This is a genomic window from Streptomyces harbinensis (genome assembly GCF_900116145.1).
GTDB classification, from domain to species: domain Bacteria; phylum Actinomycetota; class Actinomycetes; order Streptomycetales; family Streptomycetaceae; genus Streptomyces; species Streptomyces carpaticus.
In genome coordinates this window covers 345,344-364,982 of sequence record NZ_FPAB01000005.1, presented here as the reverse complement: position 1 = coordinate 364,982, position 19,639 = coordinate 345,344, and the positions used below count along the sequence as shown (strand labels likewise).

Sequence of the window (19,639 nt, the reverse complement as noted above, 5' to 3'; positions counted from 1 at the left end):
CTCAGGCGTCTCCCTCGAACGGGCCGGCTTGCTGCGGGATACGGGGCGACTGCTGCTCGGCGCGTTCCGCCCGCTCGGCCCGCTCCTCGATCACCGTGCGGACGGCGTCCAGGACGCCCCGGTAACCGGAGCAGCGGCACAGATTGCCGCACAGGGCCTGGCGGGTCTGGAGTTCGGTGGGCGCGTGGTTGCCCTCCAGGAGATCGTGCACCGTCATGGCCATGCCGGGCAGGCAGAAGCCGCACTGGACGGCGCAGGAGGCGAGGGCGCGCTGCACGTCGGACGGTTCGCTCTCGGTGCCCAGGCCCTCGACGGTACGGATCTCGGACCCGGCGGCGGTGGCCGCCGGCACCAGGCAGGCCGCGACCAGCCGCCCGTCGACCTGCACCGAGCAGGCCCCGCACTCGCCCTGCGAGCAGCCGTCCTTGGCACCGGCCAGACCGAGGCGCTCGCGCAGCACGTACAGCAAGGACTCGCCGATCCAGGCGCTGCTGACGGCACGGTCGATGCCGTTGACGCGCAGGACGTAGGAGACCTCGGGGTGCTCGCTGTCACTGACGGGCGGCGGGACGGGCGCGGGCGCGGGAGCCTCGGCGACGGGCTGGGCGGGGTCGGTGACCTCGGAGGGAATCACCCACGAGCCGGACTCGTCCCCGCTCCCACTGCCGCCGAACCCGGCCGGCCGCTGCACGGGGCCGCCTTCGACGGCGGGCGCGGGGACGGGGGTGCCGGTAGGGGTGTTGTCGGTGGGGGCGGTTGTGCCCGGGAAGCCGGGGGCGGCGGCCGGGCCGCCGGTGCCGGTGCCAGGGCCGGGGAGGTCGACGGTGTCGGCCGGGCCGGCGTTCCCGGCGGAGCCGGAGCCGCTGGCACCGGGGAAGCCGGCCGGACCGGCGTCGCCGGCGGGGCCGGGACCGCTGGCACCGGGGAAGCCAGCCGGGTCGGCGTCGCCGCCGGTGCCCGGGAAGCCGGCCGGGTCGGCGCTGCCGTGACCGCTGGTGTCGGAACCGCTGGCGCCGGGGAGACCGGCCGGACCGGCGTTCCCGGCGGGACCGGAGCCGCTGGCGCCGTGACCGCTGATGTCGGTACCGCCGGTGCCGGGGAGACCGGCCGGACCGGCGTTCCCGGCGGGACCGGAGCCGCTGGCGCCGTCACCACTGGTGCCGGAACCGCTGGCGCCCGGGAGACCGACCGGACCGGCGGCGGTGCGGGAGGTGTCGGTGCCGCTGATGTCGGTGCCGCCGGTGCCGGGGCCGGTCGTGCCGTGGTCGGCGACGCCGGGAAGACCGGCGCTGCCGCCGGCCGGGATGGGCTCGGTGACCTCGGTGGCCCCGATGCCGGAGGCATCCGGGGCACCCGGGGGCACGGCGCGGGTCTCCCCGGGCGGCGGCTCAGCGGCGGCGGCAGCGGTGGGCTGCGCGGGGCCGGGCCCGGACAGTGGGGCGCTCCCGCCGTCCCCGCCCGGGCCGCCGGGCGGGGACGCGGCGGCGTCGGCTCCGGGGGATGCCGGGTGGGCCGGGGCGCCGTCCGGAGCCTGCGCCCCGGCGGCTGCCGCCTCGGCGGCGGGCCCGGCGGTCGGTACGCCGTGAGGCGGGGTGCCGCCGACGGTGGGCATGACGGAGCCCGTACCACCCTGAGCAGTCTGCCCAGTCCAGCCGGGCTGCCCGGGAACGCCCTGCTCCGGCGACGGGGCGCCAGGGGCGGTTCCGGCGGCCGGTGCGGACGCGCTGTCGGCCGCCGCCTGCGGCGGTACTGCGGCGCCCGGGGCCGGTTCGTGGCCCGTGGCCGCGGGGGTCACGTGGGCATGGGCGGCGCCGTGCCCGGGCGTCCCGGCAGCCGGATCCGGCCAGTCGGCCTGCGCGGACGGGCCACCGGGAGCGGGCGTACCCGCCCAACCGTCCTGCCCTGGCACACGGTGCCCGTCAGCGCGGCCACCGGCGGAGCCCTGTGCGTGCGGTACGCCATGCGGAGGGGTCCCGGCAGGCGCACCAGCGGAATGCTCGTCGCCAACCGCACCACCGGCGGACGGGACATGGCCCGAGGCGTGCGACACACCATGCGGCGGCGTACCGGCCGACGTGACGGCAGCGCCCTCGCCGCCGGGAACCGCCCCGGGAGCTGTACGGGACGGGCCCGCAGCACCATCGGCGGCGGGCGCTCCGTTTCCACTGCCGGTGCCCGGACCGGGAGCGGGATGAGTCTGCGGCACGCCGTGCGGGGGCGTACCGGCGGCTGCCACGGCCGCGCCGTTGTCCGCACCAGCGGGGCCGGCTGCCTGTGACGGTGCGTCGGTGACGGCCGCCTGAGCCTGCGGCACGCCATGCGGGGGCGTGCCGCCGACCGGGCCGGGAACGTTCCCCGCCTGCGACGGCAGACCGGCACCCACGCCGGGCGCACCGTTTCCGCTCGCCTCTGCTCCGTGCGACTGCGGCACACCGTGCGGAGGCGTACCGCCCGCCGGCCCCCCCGGGGGGTTCCCCGCCTGCGGCGGCAGAGCGGCATCCGCACCGGGTACACCGGCCACGCCATCCTCACCGGCAGGACCAAGAGCGCCCGTCGACGGCGACGGCACACCGGCACCCACACCGGGCGCACCGTTTCCGCTTGCCCCTGCTCCGTGCGAGGGCGTACCAGCGGGCGGCGTGGCTGCGCTGCCTTCACCGGCCGGGTTCACCCCACCCGTCGCCTGTGACGGCACACCACGAGACGGCGTATCAGTCACCGCCGCCTCGGCCTGCGGCACGGCATGCGGTGGCGTACCGCCGACCGGGCCGGGAACGTTCCCCGCCTGCGACGGCACACCGGCACCCACACCGGGCGCACCGTTTCCGCTTGCCGCTGCTCCGTGCGACTGCGGCACACCGTGCGGAGGCGTACCGCCCGCCGCCATGGCCGTGTCGCCGGGCGCCGCCTGGGGTGGAACTCCGGGCGCACCGTTTCCACTGCCGGTGTCCGCGGGCGAGTGCGGCACACCGTGGGCGGGGGTTCCGGCCCCGGCGTCCGGCCAGCCGGCGGACGGGCCCGGGGCAACGTCGCCCTCCCGGCCCGGACCACTCCCCCAGCCGCGCTGATCCGGCACCGAAGGCGTGGCGGCACCCGCGGACGGGGCATGCTCCTGCGGACGCGCTACGCCCTGCGAAGGAGTCGCGGACGCGGCATCCGGCCAGCCGTGGGCGGCGGCGCCCTCGGCGCCCGGCCCGGAGTCTTGCGGGCTGCCCGCACCGCCGGGGACGGTGCCGTGGCCCTGCGGACGCGGTACGCCGTGTGACGGCGTTCCCGATGCGGCGTCCGGCCAGTTCGGCTGCACGGACGGGTCGGGGGCGGCGGCGGGGGCACCCGCCCAGCCGCCCGCGTCCGGAACGCCGTTCGCCGGACCCGGATCCGTGGTGTCGGTCCGCGGAACCGGCATGCCCTGCGCGGGTGTTCCGCTCGCGGCGTCCGGCCAGGCCGACCCGACGGGCCGGCCCTCGGTCGCGGCACGCGCGGTTCCGGCGGCGGGGGTGCCCGGCCAGCCACCTTGCCCGGTGGTGTCCGCCGCCTGCGGCGGCTGGTGCGCGGCCGATCCCGGACCGCCGTGTTCTCCGTTCTCCGCCTGCGCGCCGGGGGTGTTCGGCTGGGACTGCGGTTCGGCCTGGGCGGGCGTGCCCGCCGTCACGTCCGGCCAACCCGGCTGATGCTGCGTACCGTTCGGGGCACCACCCGGAGCCTGGCCACCGGCGCCGCTGTTCGCACCACCCGCGACCGAGGCCACCGGGCCACCGGCCCCGTACTCACCGGCCGCCGAAGGCGCACCCGTACCGGCCGCAGCGTCCGGCCAACCCGACGCTTCCTGAGCACCGTTCGCGGTACCCCCCGCAACCGGGACACCGGCACCACTGCCTGTACCACCGGGAACCTGGCCACCGGCGCCGCCGTTCGCACCATCCGCGACCGAGGCCGCTGCGTCCGGCCACGCCGACTGGCCCTGCGCACCGTTCAGACCAGGGCCCGTCGCCGGGCCACCGGCCCCGTGCCCGCCAGCCGTGGACGGCGCACCCGTACCGGCCGCCGCATCCGGCCAAGCCGACTGGGTCTGGGCGCCATTCGCACCGGCACCGCCGCTCTCGCCCCCTTGCGGATGCGGCGTGCCCTGGGCAGGGGTGCCCGCTGCCGCATCCGGCCAAGCCGACTGGCTCTGCGCGCCGTTCACTCCGGCGCCCGTCGCGGGGCCACCGGCCCCGTGGTCACCGCCCGTGGACGGCGGGGCCGTGCCCGCCGTCGCGTCCGGCCAGCCGGCCTGCGCCTGGGTGCCGTTGGCGGCTGTGTCCGCGACCGGGCCACCGGCGCCGCCGTTCGCGGTGACGGCTCCGGGCTCCGGCTGCTGCGGGTGCGGTACGCCGTGCGGTGGTGTGCCCGCGCCGGTGTCGGCGCCGCCCGGCCAGCCGGCCTGCGGCTGGGTGCCGTTCGTGGCTCCGGGGGCCTGGTGTGGGACGCCGTGGGCCGGGGTCCCGTTCTGCGGGTCCGGCCAGGTGCCGGGGCCGGGGTGGCCGCTTCCGTGTTCGCCGGGGGCCGCCGGGGGCGTGCCGGGCAGGCTCGCGCCGTCGGTGCCGCCGGTGGCGTGCGGGGTGGCCGGGGTGGCGCCCGGTGCCGTGCCCCAGGGCGCCGGTGAGGCCGCGTCGTTGGGGTGTCCGGCGGTGGGTGCCGCCGTGTCGGTGTGGGCCGCCGGCCAGCCCGGCTGCGCCGGGGCGCCCGCGCTCGCGGGCCAGGACTGCGGCTGTTCGCCCGGCGCCGCCGGGGCGGCGTCCGCGCCGGACGGGCGGTCGTGCGGGAAGGTGTCCGTCCGTTCCCGGGTGCCGGCTTCCGCCGTTCCCGGTCCGGGCCAGCCGGCCCGGGGCGTCGTGCTCTGCCAGTCGTCCTGGCCGGGGCCGCCGGGCTGGTGTGCGGTCGCGGGCCAGCTGTCCCGGGCGGCGGCGGGCCAGCTCGCGTGCGAGGGGTCCGCGCCGGCGCCGTCCGCGGCGCCCGTGCCGCCCGCGTCCGGCCAGCCGGCCGACGCCGGCCAACGGCCCTGCCCCGCCTGCCGGGCGGAGTGCGGCGCGGTCTGCTGCCCGGTCTGCGGCGCGGCGGTCCACGGGCCGGACTCCGGGAGTTCGCCCTGCCCGCCCTGCCCGCCCTGCGCCTGCGGCGCGAACGGCAGCGACCACGCCCCCGTCGCGCCCGGGTCCGTGACCGGCACCGCGCCGCCCGTCACCGCCAGCGGGTCGACCCCCGGCAACGGCTGCGGCGGCAGCTGCACGAACGCCGTGGCGTCCGCGTCGTAGTCGCCGCCGCCGTACTCCCCCGCGCCCCAGCCACCCTGTGGCCGCGGCTGTCGCTGATCGTCGCTCATCGCAGCGCCCTTCCGAGTCCACGGCGGGCCAGTGTCGCCACGGTACGCCTCACATGCAGCACAGCAGCCGGCAGTGGTGCCTCCCCCGGCTGCGGATCGGGAACGCAGGCCAGGCCCACGTAGTCGCCGAACGCCGTCAGCGCCTCCGGCGCCAGCGCCCGGCCGTGTTCGCCGTCCCAGTCGACCAGCGCCGCCACCCACCGCTCGGCGTCCAGCGGACGCAGCGGCATCGGCGCGACGCCGCCGACCGCGCAGCGCACCTCGCGCCGTATCGGGTCGAGGACCAGCGCCACCGACGCCAGGGCCCGCCCGGGGCCGCTGCGCGCCGTCGCTTTGAGGAATGTCTGGGGGGCGTGCAGCAGCGGAACCCGTACGTGGGCGAGGAGTTCGGCCGGGTGCAGCCGGTCCATGCCCGCGAGCAGGCTGCTCACCGGGATCTGCCGGCCCTGTCCTTCCGGGCCCGCGACCAGCAGGGTGGCCTCCAGCGCGGCCAGGACCGGCAGGGTGTCGCCGGAGGGGGCGGCGGTGATGATGTTGCCGCCGAGCGTCCCGGCGTTGCGCACCTGCGGCGGCCCGGCCGAGCGGGCCGCCGCGGCGAGGGCCGGGATGAGGGCGGCGAAGTCCGGCCGGCTCATCCGGGCGTGGGTGAGGCAGGCGCCGAGCAGCGCGTGCCCGTCCTGGTACTCCCAGCCGCGCAGTTCGCCGAGCCGGCCGAGGCTGACCAGGGCGGCGGGCCGCAGCAGCCCGGCGTTGACGCCGGCCATCAAGTCGGTGCCGCCCGCGACCGGTACGGCGGCGGGGGTGGCCACCAGGGCGGCCACCGCGTCGTCCAGAGTGGCGGGCTGCGCGACAAGCCGGGCGGTCTGCGGCGCTCCGGATGCCTGAGGTGCGTGCGTGCTCAATCCAGCTGCCCCTTCCCGGCTGTCCCGGCTGCCCAGCCGAACGGTATGCGAGGCAACTCTGGCACATTTTTCCGCTCCACCGGTGCCGGGGTCACCCTCATTCCGGAAGCGCGTCACGCCCGTTCGGTACTCAGCCCGGCTGCCCGTCCAGCGGACGCCCGAGTTGTCCGGATAGCCCGGCGGGCATCGGCCGCCGCTGCCAGGGGTGCGGGCCGCCGGGCGGGCGGTAGGCGACGCCCAGCGCGTCCAGTCGCGCGTAGTGGGCGTGCGTCATGCGGCGTTCGAAGTCCGGCCACGAGCGCCGGCCGGCGGCGCTCCAGGCCACTTCGGCGAGCGCGCACAGCCGGGGCCAGGTCTGGTAGTCGGCGCGGCCCTGATCGTCGATCAGTTCGGTCCACAGGTTCGCCTGGGTTCCGATGACGTGCCGGGCCGCGTCCCGGCCGGCCAGGGCCGGTGGCACCGGCTCGAAGGCGTACACGTCGCGCAGGGTGCGCACCCAGCCGACGGGCATCGGCTCGTCCGGGCCGTCCGCCTGCCGGTGGTCGAGGTAGACGTGCTGTTCGGGGCACATCACCACATCGTGTCCCGCTTCGGCCGCCGCGATGCCCCCCGCCCAGCCGCGCCAGGAGGAGACGGCCGCGCCGGCGGAGAGACCTCCCCCGGAATCACCGCCCGCCAGGGTGCCGCCCTCCAGGATCTCGTCCCAGCCGATCAGCCGCCGCCCGCGGTCGGCCAGCCAGCGGTCGAAGTGCCGGATGAACCACGCCTGGAGGCCGTCCTCGTCGCCCAGCCCCTCGCGGGCGATCCGCTCCTGGGCCGCCGGTGAGGTACGCCACTGGTCCTTGGGGCACTCGTCGCCGCCGATGTGGATGAACGGGGACGGGAAGATCTCCAGGACGTCGCTCAGCACCTCCTCGTAGAAGCGCAGTACCTCGTCGGTGGGGGCGAGCACGTGCGGGCTGATGCCCCAGTCCGTCCACACGCCGGGGGCGCCGTACCCCGGGTTGCCGAGCCAGGGGTAGGCGGTGATGGCGGCCTGCGAGTGGCCGGGGAGTTCGATCTCGGGGACGACGGTGATGTGCCGCTCGGCCGCGTACGCGACGATCTCCCGCAGGTCGTCCTGGGTGTAGTAGCCGCCGTGCGGCCGTTCGTCCCACAGCGGGGAGTCGCGGTGCCCGTAGCGGGAGCGGGGCCGCCAGGCTCCGGTGGCGGTCAGTTCGGGATGGCGGGGGATCTCGATGCGCCAGCCCTGGTCGTCGGTGAGGTGGAAATGGAGCACGTTGAGCTTGTGGGCGGCGAGCAGATCGAGCTGGCGCAGCACCCCGTCCTTGGGCAGGAAGTGGCGGGAGACGTCCAGCATGAAGCCGCGCCAGGCGAAACGGGGCGCGTCCTCGACGGTGACGGCGGGCAGGTGCCAAGCACGGCCGGTGAGCGGGGCGCGACGGTACGCGTCGGGGCCGGCCAGTTGGCGCAGGGTCTGGGCGCCCCAGAAGACGCCGGCCGGCCCGCCGCCCACGATGAGCACCCCGTCGGCGGTCACGGTCAGCCGGTACGCCTCGGGGCCGCCGGCCAGGGCGCTGTCGAGGGCCAGCCGCACGGGGAGGCCGTCACCGTCCGTGTCCAGTCCGAGGACGGCCCGCAGCCAGCGGGCCGTGCCTTCCGTGCCGGGGGCGGCGTCGAAGGCGGCCCCCGGGCCCAGCGTCGGCCCGGCGCCCGTGCCGGGTGTGTACGTCAGCGGCGCCGGTATCAGGCCGGCGTCGGTGAGGTCAGCGGTGTCCGTGGCATCAGCGGTCATGGCAGGAGCGTGCCCGCCGGGACGGCCGGCTACTTCTTGCCGCCGCCTTTGCCGCCCTTGCCGTCCTTACCGCCCTTGCCACCGCCGCCGAAGGCGCCCATGGACTCGTAGATCTCCTTGCACATGGGGCAGACCGGGTACTTCTTCGGGTCCCGTCCCGGCACCCACACCTTGCCGCAGAGCGCGACGACGGGCGTGCCGTCCAGCGCGCTCGCCATGATCTTGTCCTTCTGGACATAGTGGGCGAAGCGCTCATGGTCGCCATCGCCGTGCGACGTCTGCGGTGCGGGCTCGACCAGGGTGCCGGTGCCGGTCCCGCGCTCGGGCTGCTGCTCGGGCTCAAGAGTGCTCATGAGCACCAAGCCTAATTGAGCGAGGGGTCATCCGGGTAAGTGGCGAGCAGCGCCAGTCTGCCGTGCTGGCGGCGCAGGACGGCGCGCCACAGGCCCTCGGGGCGGGGGGCGGACACGTCGCCCGGTTCGGAGTCCACGACGTACCAGGCGCCCTCCTCCAGTTCCGCCTCCAGCTGGCCGGGGCCCCAGCCGGCGTAGCCGGCGAAGACGCGCAGGGAGCCGACCTCGGCGGCGAGCACCTGGGGCGGGGCTTCCAGGTCGACGAGGCCGATGGAGCCGTGCACGCGGCGCCAGCCCAGGGGACCGGTGCCGGGGACGACGGCGAGGGCGAGGGCGGCGTCCAGGGCGACGGGGCCGCCCTGGAAGACGACGCCGGGGTCGCCGGCCAGCTCGGCCCACGGTTCCAGGACCTCGGAGACACCGACCGGGGTGGGGCGGTTGAGGACGACCCCGAGCGCGCCGTCGGCGTCGTGGTCGAGCATGAGCACGACGGAGCGTTCGAAATTGGGGTCCGACAGCGCGGGGGTGGCCACCAGCAGCTGCCCGGTGAGCGAGGACACCTCGGTCATGAGGACATGATTCCCCATCCGGAGTGCGGTGGGGAGTGCCGGGTGCGGAGCGGGTGGAGGATTACCATTTCGATTACCTCCGCTCGATTCCCCCCGGCCCTCTTGGAGATCGCGAGTTCCATGACTGACGACGTCCTGATTGTTCATGGCGGCACCCCGATCGAGGGCGAGATCAAGGTGCGCGGTGCCAAGAACCTCGTGCCGAAGGCGATGGTGGCGGCGCTGCTGGGCAGTAGCCCCTCCCGCCTGCGCAATGTCCCCGATATCCGTGATGTCCGTGTTGTACGCGGGCTGTTGCAGCTGCACGGTGTGACCGTGCGCACCGGCGAGGAGCCGGGCGAGCTGTTCATGGACCCGTCGCGGGTCGAACGCGCCAATGTGGCGGACATCGACGCGCACGCCGGCTCGTCCCGCATCCCGATCCTCTTCTGCGGCCCGCTGCTGCACCGGCTGGGGCACGCGTTCATCCCGGGGCTCGGCGGCTGCGACATCGGCGGCCGGCCGGTCGACTTCCACTTCGACGTGCTGCGCCAGTTCGGCGCCACCATCGACAAGCGGGCGGACGGCCAGTACCTGGAGGCGCCGCGCGGCCTGCGCGGCTGCAAGATCCGGCTGCCGTACCCGTCCGTCGGCTCCACCGAACAGGTGCTGCTGACCGCCGTGCTGGCCGAAGGTGTGACGGAACTCTCCAACGCCGCCGTCGAGCCGGAGATCGAGGACCTCATCTGCGTGCTGCAGAAGATGGGCGCCCAGATCTCCATGGACACCGACCGCACCATCCGCATCACGGGGGTGGACCGGCTGGAGGGATACACCCACCGGGCGCTCCCGGACCGCCTGGAGACCGCCTCGTGGGCGAGCGCGGCGCTGGCCACCAAGGGCAGCGTGTACGTCCGCGGGGCCAGCCAGCGGGAGATGATGACCTTCCTGAACGTCTTCCGGAAGGTGGGCGGCGCCTTCGAGATCGACGACGCGGGCATCCGCTTCTGGCACCCGGGCGGCCCGCTGAACGCGATCGCCCTGGAAACGGACGTGCACCCCGGTTTCCAGACCGACTGGCAGCAGCCGCTGGTGGTGGCCCTCACCCAGGCGTCAGGGCTCTCGATCGTGCACGAGACGGTGTACGAGTCGCGGCTCGGCTTCACCAGCGCGCTGAACCAGATGGGCGCGCACATCCAGCTGTACCGCGAGTGCCTGGGCGGGACGCCCTGCCGGTTCGGGCAGCGCAACTTCCTGCATTCGGCGGTGGTGTCCGGGCCGACCACGCTCCAGGGCGGGGACCTGGTGATCCCGGACCTGCGCGGCGGGTTCTCGTATCTGATCGCGGCACTGGCGGCCCAGGGCACCTCGCGGGTGCACGGGATCGACCTGATCAACCGTGGCTATGAGAACTTCATCAGCAAACTGGAGGATCTGGGCGCGAAGGTGGAGCGCCCCGCCTGACGGACGCACCGACGGGCCCGCCGCCCCGCGCGGCGGCGGGACATGCGCGAAGGGTGGCCCCCTGGCTGGGGGCCACCCTCACGCGTTCAGGACCGCCGGGCCGAAGGCCCGGGGCTTCACTTGCCCTTGGCGGCTTCCTTGAGCTTGGAGCCCGCGGACACCTTGACGCTGTACCCGGCGGGGATCTGGATCGGCTCGCCGGTCTGCGGGTTGCGGGCGGTGCGCGCCGCGCGGTGGGTGCGCTCGAAGGTCAGGAAGCCGGGGATGGTGACCTTCTCGTCCCCCTTGGACACGATCTCCCCGGTGATCTCCGCGAAGGCCGCCAGCACAGCGTCGGCGTCCTTCCGGGTCACCTCGGCGCGCTCGGACAGAGCGGCCACCAGCTCACTGCGGTTCATATTTCGTACTCCCGTGTTCTTCCTTGCCGATGAGGCGTGAGATCGAAGCCGATGCTGCCAGGACCCTCGGACAGTTCCCGGACCCGGGTCGGCTTTCGTGACCCTCGCGCCCGGATACGCATCCTGCCCCCACCAGTGGTGTGAAGGCCAATCCGGCGCCCGCGGTGTCACACGAAGAGTCCTGGCGTCCGTACCGGGGCTCAGCCTCCGGGTCACCCTACGGGGGCCGCCGGTGGCCCCGGCAACCGACTCGCCGGGGCGGGCCGGGGCCAGGGCCGTACGGAGCGTGCGGGGGGGCCGTGACGCGCCCCTGGGGGCGGGTTACGCCTCGTCGGCGTGGGTGGCCTCGGCGGCCTCCCGGACGGCGCCGGAGACCGCCCCGGAGACCTTCTCGTTGAAGACCGAGGGGACGATGTAGTTGGCGTTCAGCTCGTCCTCGCCCACCACATCGGCCAGCGCGCGGGCGGCGGCCAGCATCATCGCGGTGTTGACGGTGCGCGACTGGGCGTCGAGCAGGCCGCGGAAGACCCCGGGGAAGACCAGCACGTTGTTGATCTGGTTGGGGAAGTCCGAACGGCCGGTGGCCACCACGGCCGCGGTCTGCCGGGCGATGGCCGGATCGATCTCCGGGTCGGGGTTGGCGAGCGCGAACACGATCGCGCCGTCCGCCATGGCCGCGACGTCGTCCGCGTCCAGCACGTTGGGGGCGGAGACGCCGATGAAGACGTCCGCGCCGACGATGGCGTCCTTGAGGGTGCCGGTGACGCCGTCGGGGTTGGTGTTGTCGGCGATCCAGCGCAGCGCGGTGCCGGGCGCGGCGTCCACCAGGTCGGTGCGTCCGGCGTGCACCACGCCGTGGATGTCGGTGACGACGGCATGCTTGACGCCGGCCGCCAGCAGCAGCTTGAGGATCGCGGTACCGGCGGCGCCGGCGCCCGACATCACCACGCGCACGTCCGCCAGTTCCTTGCCGACCACGCGCAGCGCGTTGTGCAGGGCGGCGAGCACCACGATGGCGGTGCCGTGCTGGTCGTCGTGGAACACCGGGATGTCCAGGGCCTCGCGCAGCCGCGCCTCGATCTCGAAGCAGCGGGGGGCGGAGATGTCCTCCAGGTTGATGCCCGCGAAGCCCGGGGCGATCGCCTTGACGACCTCGACGATGGCGTCGGTGTCCTGGGTGTCCAGGCAGATCGGCCAGGCGTCGATGCCGGCGAACCGCTTGAAGAGGGCGGCCTTGCCCTCCATCACGGGCAGCGCGGCCTGCGGGCCGATGTTGCCCAGGCCCAGCACGGCGGAGCCGTCGGTGACCACGGCGACGCTGTTGCGCTTGATGGTCAGCCGGCGGGCGTCCTCGGGGTGGGCGGCGATCTGGGTGCAGACCCGGGCCACACCCGGCGTGTAGATCATCGACAGGTCGTCGCGATTGCGAATCGGATGTTTGGAGGTCATCTCGATCTTGCCACCGAGATGCATCAGAAACGTACGGTCGGAGACCTTGCCGAGCGCGACGCCCTCGATGCCGCGCAGCTTTTGCACGATCTCATCGGCGTGGGCCGTGGAGGAAGCGGCGATCGTGACGTCGATCCGCAGCTTCTCGTGGCCGGAGGCGGTGACGTCGAGGCCGGTGACGGACCCGCCGGAGGACTCCACGACCGTGGTGAGCTGACTGACCGCCGTACCGCTGGCCGGAACTTCCAGCCGGACAGTCATCGAGTACGAGACGCTGGGCGCCGTTGCCATGACCGACTTCCTTCACTTTCTCCATCACGCGTGCCCCCGAATGGTCGCACCTACCGTGGAGTAGCCGGTAACCCAGGGCCGACGACCGATATGACCGTAACCACGGAAAGGGGGCACGCGGGCACGAAATATGCCGTGCGGCACCGCGTGATGTGAGAAAAGTCTTGACACCGACCCGCCAGCTCGCCTCGCGGCAAGTGGTCGCTCGTAGCGACAATGGTTGGGCCCGGGGGCATGGATCGGGCCGGTGCCACCTAAAGCGTAACAAACCATGGCAGAACACAACTAGCCGTCCCGGCCTGCCTCTCGCCTGTTCATCGTTCTACCTCATCCGCCCGGCGCATATGCCTCCGAAAAGCGCCCGGCAGCGGCTCACAGACCGCGCAGCAGGTCCGGGACCCCCCGCCCGTCCGGCTCGTCCACCGCTCCGGCCAGCACCGTCAGCCGCTGGGTCGCCCGGGTCAGCGCCACGTACAGCACCCGCAGCCCCGCCGGGGACTCGTCCGCGATCTCCGCCGGACTCACCACCAGCGTCGCGTCGTACTCCAGCCCCTTCGCCTCCAGGGAACCCAGCACCAGCAGCCGCTCGCCCTCCCCCGCCAGCCAGCCGCGCACCTGCTCGCGGCGGCCCATCGCCACCACGACCCCCACCGTGCCCGCCACCTCCGCCAGCAGCCGCCGCGCCGCCGCCAGCACCGCCGCCCGGCCCGGGGTGCGCTCCGGCGCGCCGTCCGGACCCGCCGCCACCTCGTACACCGGCTCCACCCCGGTCGCGCGCACCGCGCGCGGCGGCACCGCGCCCGGCATCGCCAGCGTCAGCACCCGGTCGGCGACGGCGGCGATCTCCGCCGGGTTGCGGTAGTTCACCGTCAGCTCGAACCGGCGGCGCGGCCGGGTGCCCAGCGCGGCGTCCTTCTCGGCCGCCGCCTCCTCCGGCGCCGACCAGGAACTCTGCGCCGGGTCACCGACGATCGTCCACGTCGCCTGGCGGCCCCGGCGGCCCACCATCCGCCACTGCATCGGGGTGAGGTCCTGCGCCTCGTCCACGATGATGTGCGCGTAGTCCGCCCGCTCCCCCTCCCGCTCCGCCAGCCGCTCCCGGCGCGAGGAGCCACCGCCGCCGATCCGGTCGGCGTAGGTGGTCAGCTCCTCCAGACCGGTGAGCAGATCCAGCGGGTCGGCCTCCCGCGCGGCCCGCTCCTTCGGCCGGGACGGGGTGCCCAGCACCTGCCGCAGTTCGTCCAGCAGCGCCACGTCGTGCACGGACAGCCCCTCGCCCCGCGCGGTGACCCGCCGCAGCGAGCGGGCCAGCTGCCGCACCTCGCGCGGGCGCAGCACCCGGCGCGCCCAGCGGGCCAGCCGGGACTCCTCGGCCATCGCGCGCAGCACCTGGAGCGGGGTGACCTCCGGCCACCAGGCGTCCAGGAAATCGGTGAAGGCGTCCTCGGTGCCCACGTCCTCGCCGAAGCCGTCCCGCGCCTCCTGGAGCAGTTCGGCGTCCCCGTAGTGCCGGGCGGCGGCGCCGGACTTCTGCCACAGCGCGTCCAGCAGCAGCCGGCGGGCCCGGGGCCGCAGCAGGTTGACCGGGGCGCTGCCGCCGAGCGCGGCCCGGCGGATCCGCTCCAGGTCCTCCGCGTCCAGCTCGACGCGGGCGCCCATCGCCACCACCCGCAGCCGCTCCGGCGCGCCGGGCCGCTCCAGCACGCCGCGCGCCGCCTTGGCCAATACCCGGGCCATCGCCGCCGACCCCTTGATCCGGGCCACCTGCGGTTCGTCGTACGCGGTCGCCTCCACGCCGTCCACCAGGGAGCCCAGCGCCCGGATGGCGACCTGGCCCTCCTCGCCGAGGGACGGCAGCACGCCCTCGGTGTACGAGACGAGCAGCGGTGTCGGCGAGACGATGAGGATGCCGCCGGCGTACCGGCGCCGGTCCTGGTACAGCAGGTACGCGGCGCGGTGCAGGGCGACGGCGGTCTTGCCGGTGCCGGGGCCGCCGGTCACCTCGGTGACCGAGACGGCGGGGGCGCGGATCACCTCGTCCTGCTCGGCCTGGATCGAGGCCACGATGTCCGTCATCCGGTGGCCCCGGGTGCGGCCGAGGGCGGCCATCAGCGCGCCGTCGCCGACCACCGGCAGCTCCGCGCCGTCCAGGGTGGCGCGCAGCTCGGGGCGGAGCAGGTCGTCCTCCACGCCCAGCACCCGGCGGCCCTTGCTGCGGATGACGCGGCGCCGCACCACCCGGCCCGGGGCCACCGGGGTGGCGCGGTAGAACGGGGCGGCGGCCGGGGCGCGCCAGTCGATGACCAGCGGCACGTAGTCGGCGTCCAGGACGCCGAGCCGCCCGATGTGCAGCGTCTCGGCGATCTCGGCGACCGGCTCCCCGCCGGGGCCGGTGGTGACGGCGTCGTCGGCGGGCTCGACCGAGGTCAGCGCCCCGTCCGGGCCGCGCCGGCCGTCCTGGCCGGCGAGCAGGTCGATGCGGCCGAAGAGGAAGTCCTCGAACTCGTTGTTCAGCCGCGACAGATGCACCCCGGCCTGGAAGACCTGGGCGTCCCGCTCGGCCAGCGCGCCCGGGGTGCCGACCTGCACCCGTTTGGCGGCGTCGGCCATGAGGAACTCGGCCTCGTGGATCTTCTCCTCCAGCCGCCGGTACACGGTGTCGAGGTGGCGCTGCTCGCCGTCAACCTCCCGCTCCCGTACGTCCACGACGTCGGCCCCCTTCTGACCCTGCACTGAAGAACGGCGCACTACGGTACGCGACCGGTGAGCAGCACCGGATTGGTGAGGGCCGCCATCCGCCCGTCGGCGTCGCGCACCTCGGCGCGCACGAAACCGGACGCTCCGGCGCTGGTGCCCCACTCGACGGTGTGCGCTCCGGCGCCACGGAGCGTGGCCCGGTGCGCCGGGCCGCGCTCGTCGTGGAGGGTGACGGTGCCGCCGTCCACCCCGCGCACGGTCAGCCGGACGGTGCACGGCAGGTCGCCGGGCGCGGCCAGCCGCTCGCCGACGCCGGCGGTGCGGCCGGCGGCGTGCGCCGCGAAGGAGAGATCGATGCCGGCCGAGGCGGCGATCCAGCTGTGGCCGGCGCGCAGGGCGGCGAGCAGCGCGCCGGGGTCCGGGCCAGTGGCCCGCACCACGGTGTGCGGGATGCCGAGTTGGCCGGCCAGATGCGCGTCGCTGTTCCCCATGGCGGGCCGCCAGCGCCCGGCGTGGATCCCGGCGGCCAGCCGGGCCGGGGAGAGTTCGCCGTCGGAGTGGTGGGAGTGGACGTGGCAGTCGCCCCGGTACCAGGCTCGGGTCATGGGGGGTGCCTACCCGGTGCCTCCCTTCGTCACCACCGCCTTGTTCCGCATCAGGAACGTGCCCGCATAGTCCTCGTGGGGCAGGTGTCCTGCACCGTGGACGGTGGGGGTGTCCAGGTGGACGTTCTTGACGGTCGGTTCGTCCAGCAGCGCGTCGACGAGCGCCAGATCGTCGGTGATGGCGTTGACCACCAGCGAGTCGCGCAGCGGGGCGGTGCCCGCCGCCCGCGACCAGGGGGCGATCCATACGCAGGGGAAGGGCAGTTCGGTGCCGAGCAGCGGATCGTCCTGGGTGGGGACGGTGAAGACCGCCGGGCCCAGGACCACGCCGCCGTCCGGGTGCGGGGTGGCGATCTCCTGGAGCGGGATCTCGGCGCGGGCGTGCGCGGCGTGCCGGCTCAGGTACGCGAGCAGGGCGTCGGCCGCCGGTGCGGTGACCCGGGGGCCCAGGTGCCGGTCGGTGGTCTGCCGGCCGGCCGCGCGGGCGCGCAGGAGCGCCGCCAGGTCGCGGGCGAACCGGGCGTGGTCGTCCTCGACCAGGACCGCCGTGGTGTTGACGCAGGCGGTGCCGGAGAGGGCGGTCACCGAGTCGGCGACCGCCCCCAGCGTCGCCGGGGAGGCCGGGCCGCCGGTCACCAGGGTCTTGGCGCGGCCGGGTCCCGCGACCTTGACGGTCGGGGAGCCGGCGTACGCGGCCACCAGGTCGTCGCCGCCGTACAGCAGCGCCAGGTCGGCGCGGCGCAGCAGACCGGGCACGCCCGCGTGCGCGGTGGGCAGGAACACGGCGTCGGCGGGGCGGAAGCCGGCCGCGCGCAGCGCGGCGACCACCCGGTGGGCGGTGAACGGTTCGCGGCGCGAGGGGCGGACGGCCACCCGGTAGCCGAGGGCCAGCGCCTGGAGCCAGCCGCCGTGGATGGTGGGGGTGTTGCCGGAGAGGACGGCGGCGACGGTCTCGCCGCGCCGGGTCCACACCCCGCTGCCCGCCGCCGGGACCTGCCGCCAGGAGGGCAGCGAGCCGGTGGGCCGGGCCCGGTCGGCGCGGTCGGGGGCCTCGGCGACGGCGTCGGCGACGGCCCGGGTCAGCTGGTCGGTGAGCGGCGCGTTGTGGCCGCTGACCCGGGCGACGCAGGCGCGGTACCGGCCGAAGGTGAGGCCGCCCAGTTCGTCGTGGAGGAAGTGCCGGGCCGCCGCCCGCAGCCGCCGGGCCCGCTCGGCGGCGGGCAGCGGCGCGGTGCGGGCGAGGGCGCGCAGGCTCTGGGCGGTGAGCAGGTCGGGGCTGAGGGAGAGGACGGCGGCGGGCCGGCCGTCGAGGGCGGTGACGGTCTCGGTGGCGCGGGTGTGCCGTTCGCCGTCGTGGGTGAGCAGGGGCAGCGCGGCCGGGCCGCTCATCAGTACACCCCCTGGACGACGGGTTCCCCGTCGAAGGCGGCCAGCGGCTGCGGGGAGGACAGGGCGTCGCCGGGGGCGCCGGGCGGGGCGGGGAGCCGGATCGCGGTGTCGCGTTCCAGGTTGTTGGGGATGAACACGCCGCTGCTGAGGTGGGTCATCCGCACCTGGCCGCGTTCCCCGTACGGCACGGGGGTGTGGTTGTCGGGGTCGACGACGGCGAAGGTCACGTACGGCGGGTAGCCGTCGTACACGGCCAGCGGCGGCGGGGCGGCCGGATCGCGCAGCCGGGCGGTGGTGAGGACCATGGTGCTGCCGTAGATGTTCTGGACGATGGTGCCGGGCAGGGCGCCGGCGATCAGGTCGTAGGTGTCGTCGTCGAGGTGGGCGCCGGCCAGCGCCAGGTAGCGCAGCGAGTCCCGCAGCCGGTCGGCGAGGTCGTCGTGCAGGAGCAGTTCGGTGAGGATCGGCGGGGTGGTGGTGAGGGCGCCGATGCGCTGGGTGCGGATGATGTGGCCGAGCTGGTCGGCGAGGTGGGCCAGGTACGGGGCGGGGTCGCCGCCGGCCGCGATCAGCTTCTTCACCCACCGGGGGTCGAGGTCGACGGTGTGCAGGACGGAGCCGAGCGCCCTGGCCTGGGCGCGGGTGGTGTGGCCGAAGGCGTGCGGCCCGGACGGCATGGCCACCAGCCAGGGCGCGCCGGCCGGGAAGCCGGCGGCGCGCAGTTCGGCGGTCTTCCACTCCAGGGCGCGCCGGGTCCAGCGGTCGGTGTAGAGGAGGCGTTTGGGCGAGCCGGTGGTGCCGCCGGTCTCGAAGACGGACGGCGGCGGGTCCCCGGCGAGGCCGGCCGGCAGCAGGTCGGCGACGGGCCGGTCGCGCAGCGGTGCGGCGATGTCGGGGAACCGGCCCAGGTCCGCCCAGGAGCGGATGTCGCGGACGGGGTCGAAGTCCAGCTCGCGGGCCAGGTCGAGCCAGAGCGGGGAGCCGGTGCCGGGGGTGAAGTGCCAGCGCAGCGCGGCGTGCAGGAACTCCTCGGGGTCGACGGGGGTGGTGGAGTCCTCGAGTTCGGGCAGGGTGGGAAGCGTCATCTTCTGTCCTCTCCTCTCCGCTCCGCGCGGCGGGCGCGGGTGGCGGGCGCGGTCAGGCGAACCAGTGGGCCAGGACCCGGGCGGTCTGCTGGGGGTTGAGCCGGGGGTCCAGGAGCGTGCGGTAGCGGGCCGGGTCGGTGGGTTCGCGGCCGTCCTCCGTGCACTCGTGGACGTCCTCGGGGGTGGCTTCCAGGTGCAGTCCGGCGGGGCGGCGTCCGGTGTCGGTGAGGATCTGCTGGAACCGGGTGAGTTCGGCGATGATGTGCTCGACGTGCCGGGTCTTGAAGCCGGTGGACGCCGTGACGGTGTTGCCGTGCATGGGGTCGCTCAGCCAGTGGACGTGCTCGACGGCGCGGTGCACGGCGCGGACGACGGGGTGCAGCCGTTCGATGTCGCGGTGGCCCATGCGGGCGATGAAGGTGAGGCGGCCGGGTTCGTCGCGCGGGTTGAGGACGCGGGCCAGTGCCGCCGCCTCCTCGGGCGAGGTGTCGGGGCCGATCTTGACGCTGACGGGGTTGGCGAGCGCGGCGGCGACGGCGATGTGCGCGCCGTCCAGGTGCCGGGTGCGGGCGCCGATCCACGGCCAGTGGGTGGTGGCCAGATGGTGGCCGGCGCCGTCCGTACCGTCCGCACGGTCCGCGCCGTCCGCGTCGTCCGCGCCGGGCCGCAGGAAGCGCAGTTCGTAGTCGAGCAGCAGCATCTCGTGGCTGGTGTAGAGCGGGTCGAGGTGGGCGGTGGCGCGGTGGTGGTCGGCGATGGCGGCGTACGCGGTACGGGCGGCGGTGTGGGCCGCCGCGATACGGGCCGGGTCGGGGCGGCGGGCCTGCCGGGTGGGCTGCGGGGCGTTGATGATCGGGCCCCGGTAGCTGGGCAGGGTGAGGCCGCCGGCGATCTCGTGGTCCTGGGAGCGGGGTTTGGCGTACTGCCCGGCGAGCCGGCCGACCGCGAGGGTGTGCCGGCCGGTGCGGGTGCGCAGATGGGACCGGAAGTGGGTGAGGAAGGCGATCTTGGCGCAGGTGGCGGAGGTGATGTCGGTGTCGATGTCCTCGACGCAGTCGCCGAGTTGCAGGATCAGCCCGCCGCCGGCGTCGAGCTGGGCGAGTTCGCGGCGCAGTTCGGCGACCGACTCGCGGGTGACGAGGTCCTGCGGCGGGAGCGCGGCGAGGACGGCGTGCAGGGCGTCCCGGTCGGGCCAGTCGGGCTGCTGCCGGGCGGGCAGCTCACGGAAGCGGGCCGGGTCGGCGGCCGGTGCGGGTGCGGCCGGTGCGGCGGTGCGCGGTGCGGTGGGTCCGGTCATGGTG

13 protein-coding genes are annotated in these 19,639 nt (G+C 75.3%); 1 reads left to right on the top strand and 12 read right to left on the bottom strand.

Annotated elements, in window-relative coordinates:
- Position 1: 1 nt before the first annotated feature.
- The 5 genes from BM385_RS28235 to BM385_RS16610 all read right to left on the bottom strand — a co-directional run bounded on the left by BM385_RS28235 (position 2) and on the right by BM385_RS16610 (position 8,981).
- On the bottom strand, positions 2 to 1,612 hold the full coding sequence (locus BM385_RS28235) for a 2Fe-2S iron-sulfur cluster-binding protein (protein WP_302848653.1): 1,611 nt from the start codon (positions 1,610 to 1,612) through the stop codon (positions 2 to 4).
- Between the two features lie 3,746 nt (positions 1,613 to 5,358).
- On the bottom strand, positions 5,359 to 6,264 hold the full coding sequence (locus BM385_RS16625) for an FAD binding domain-containing protein (RefSeq protein WP_051131099.1): 906 nt from the start codon (positions 6,262 to 6,264) through the stop codon (positions 5,359 to 5,361).
- Positions 6,265 to 6,394: 130 nt separating this feature from the next.
- A complete protein-coding gene (locus BM385_RS16620) occupies positions 6,395 to 8,059 on the bottom strand; it encodes a beta-N-acetylhexosaminidase (RefSeq protein ID WP_019433201.1) in 1,665 nt (554 codons plus the stop codon).
- Between the two features lie 29 nt (positions 8,060 to 8,088).
- Positions 8,089 to 8,412 (bottom strand): DUF3039 domain-containing protein, encoded by a 324-nt coding sequence (locus BM385_RS16615; RefSeq protein ID WP_019433200.1) that lies wholly within the window; start codon positions 8,410 to 8,412, stop codon positions 8,089 to 8,091.
- 11 nt (positions 8,413 to 8,423) lie between these two features.
- The gene (locus BM385_RS16610) at positions 8,424 to 8,981 is read right to left on the bottom strand and encodes a YqgE/AlgH family protein (RefSeq protein ID WP_019433199.1); all 558 of its coding nucleotides are present in this window, start codon (positions 8,979 to 8,981) and stop codon (positions 8,424 to 8,426) included.
- Positions 8,982 to 9,101: 120 nt separating this feature from the next.
- Here BM385_RS16610 and murA point away from each other — a divergent pair, with 120 nt between their 5' ends.
- Positions 9,102 to 10,424 (top strand): UDP-N-acetylglucosamine 1-carboxyvinyltransferase, encoded by a 1,323-nt coding sequence (gene murA, locus BM385_RS16605; protein ID WP_019433198.1) that lies wholly within the window; start codon positions 9,102 to 9,104, stop codon positions 10,422 to 10,424.
- A gap of 116 nt (positions 10,425 to 10,540) precedes the next feature.
- On the opposite strand, the gene BM385_RS16600 is transcribed toward murA, so the two are convergent.
- From BM385_RS16600 to BM385_RS28230, 7 genes are all read right to left on the bottom strand, one after another.
- Entirely contained in the window at positions 10,541 to 10,822 is a 282-nt protein-coding gene (locus BM385_RS16600) for an HU family DNA-binding protein (protein ID WP_019433197.1), read from the bottom strand.
- Positions 10,823 to 11,143: 321 nt separating this feature from the next.
- Entirely contained in the window at positions 11,144 to 12,562 is a 1,419-nt protein-coding gene (locus tag BM385_RS16595) for an NAD-dependent malic enzyme (RefSeq protein ID WP_019433196.1), read from the bottom strand.
- A 372-nt stretch (positions 12,563 to 12,934) separates the two neighbouring features.
- Positions 12,935 to 15,268, bottom strand: coding sequence for a HelD family protein (locus BM385_RS16590; RefSeq protein ID WP_175543021.1), 2,334 nt, complete (start codon positions 15,266 to 15,268; stop codon positions 12,935 to 12,937).
- Positions 15,269 to 15,309: 41 nt separating this feature from the next.
- Positions 15,310 to 15,864, bottom strand: coding sequence for a PHP-associated domain-containing protein (locus BM385_RS16585; protein WP_093843512.1), 555 nt, complete (start codon positions 15,862 to 15,864; stop codon positions 15,310 to 15,312).
- A gap of 9 nt (positions 15,865 to 15,873) precedes the next feature.
- Positions 15,874 to 17,253, bottom strand: coding sequence for an aldehyde dehydrogenase family protein (locus BM385_RS16580; protein WP_093843511.1), 1,380 nt, complete (start codon positions 17,251 to 17,253; stop codon positions 15,874 to 15,876).
- Positions 17,253 to 18,338, bottom strand: coding sequence for an AMP-binding protein (locus BM385_RS16575; RefSeq protein ID WP_093843510.1), 1,086 nt, complete (start codon positions 18,336 to 18,338; stop codon positions 17,253 to 17,255). Before BM385_RS16575 ends, BM385_RS16580 begins: the two co-directional genes overlap by 1 nt.
- Before the next feature lie 52 nt (positions 18,339 to 18,390).
- Positions 18,391 to 19,635 (bottom strand): 3-deoxy-7-phosphoheptulonate synthase, encoded by a 1,245-nt coding sequence (locus BM385_RS28230; RefSeq protein ID WP_139275184.1) that lies wholly within the window; start codon positions 19,633 to 19,635, stop codon positions 18,391 to 18,393.
- Positions 19,636 to 19,639 lie beyond the last annotated feature (4 nt).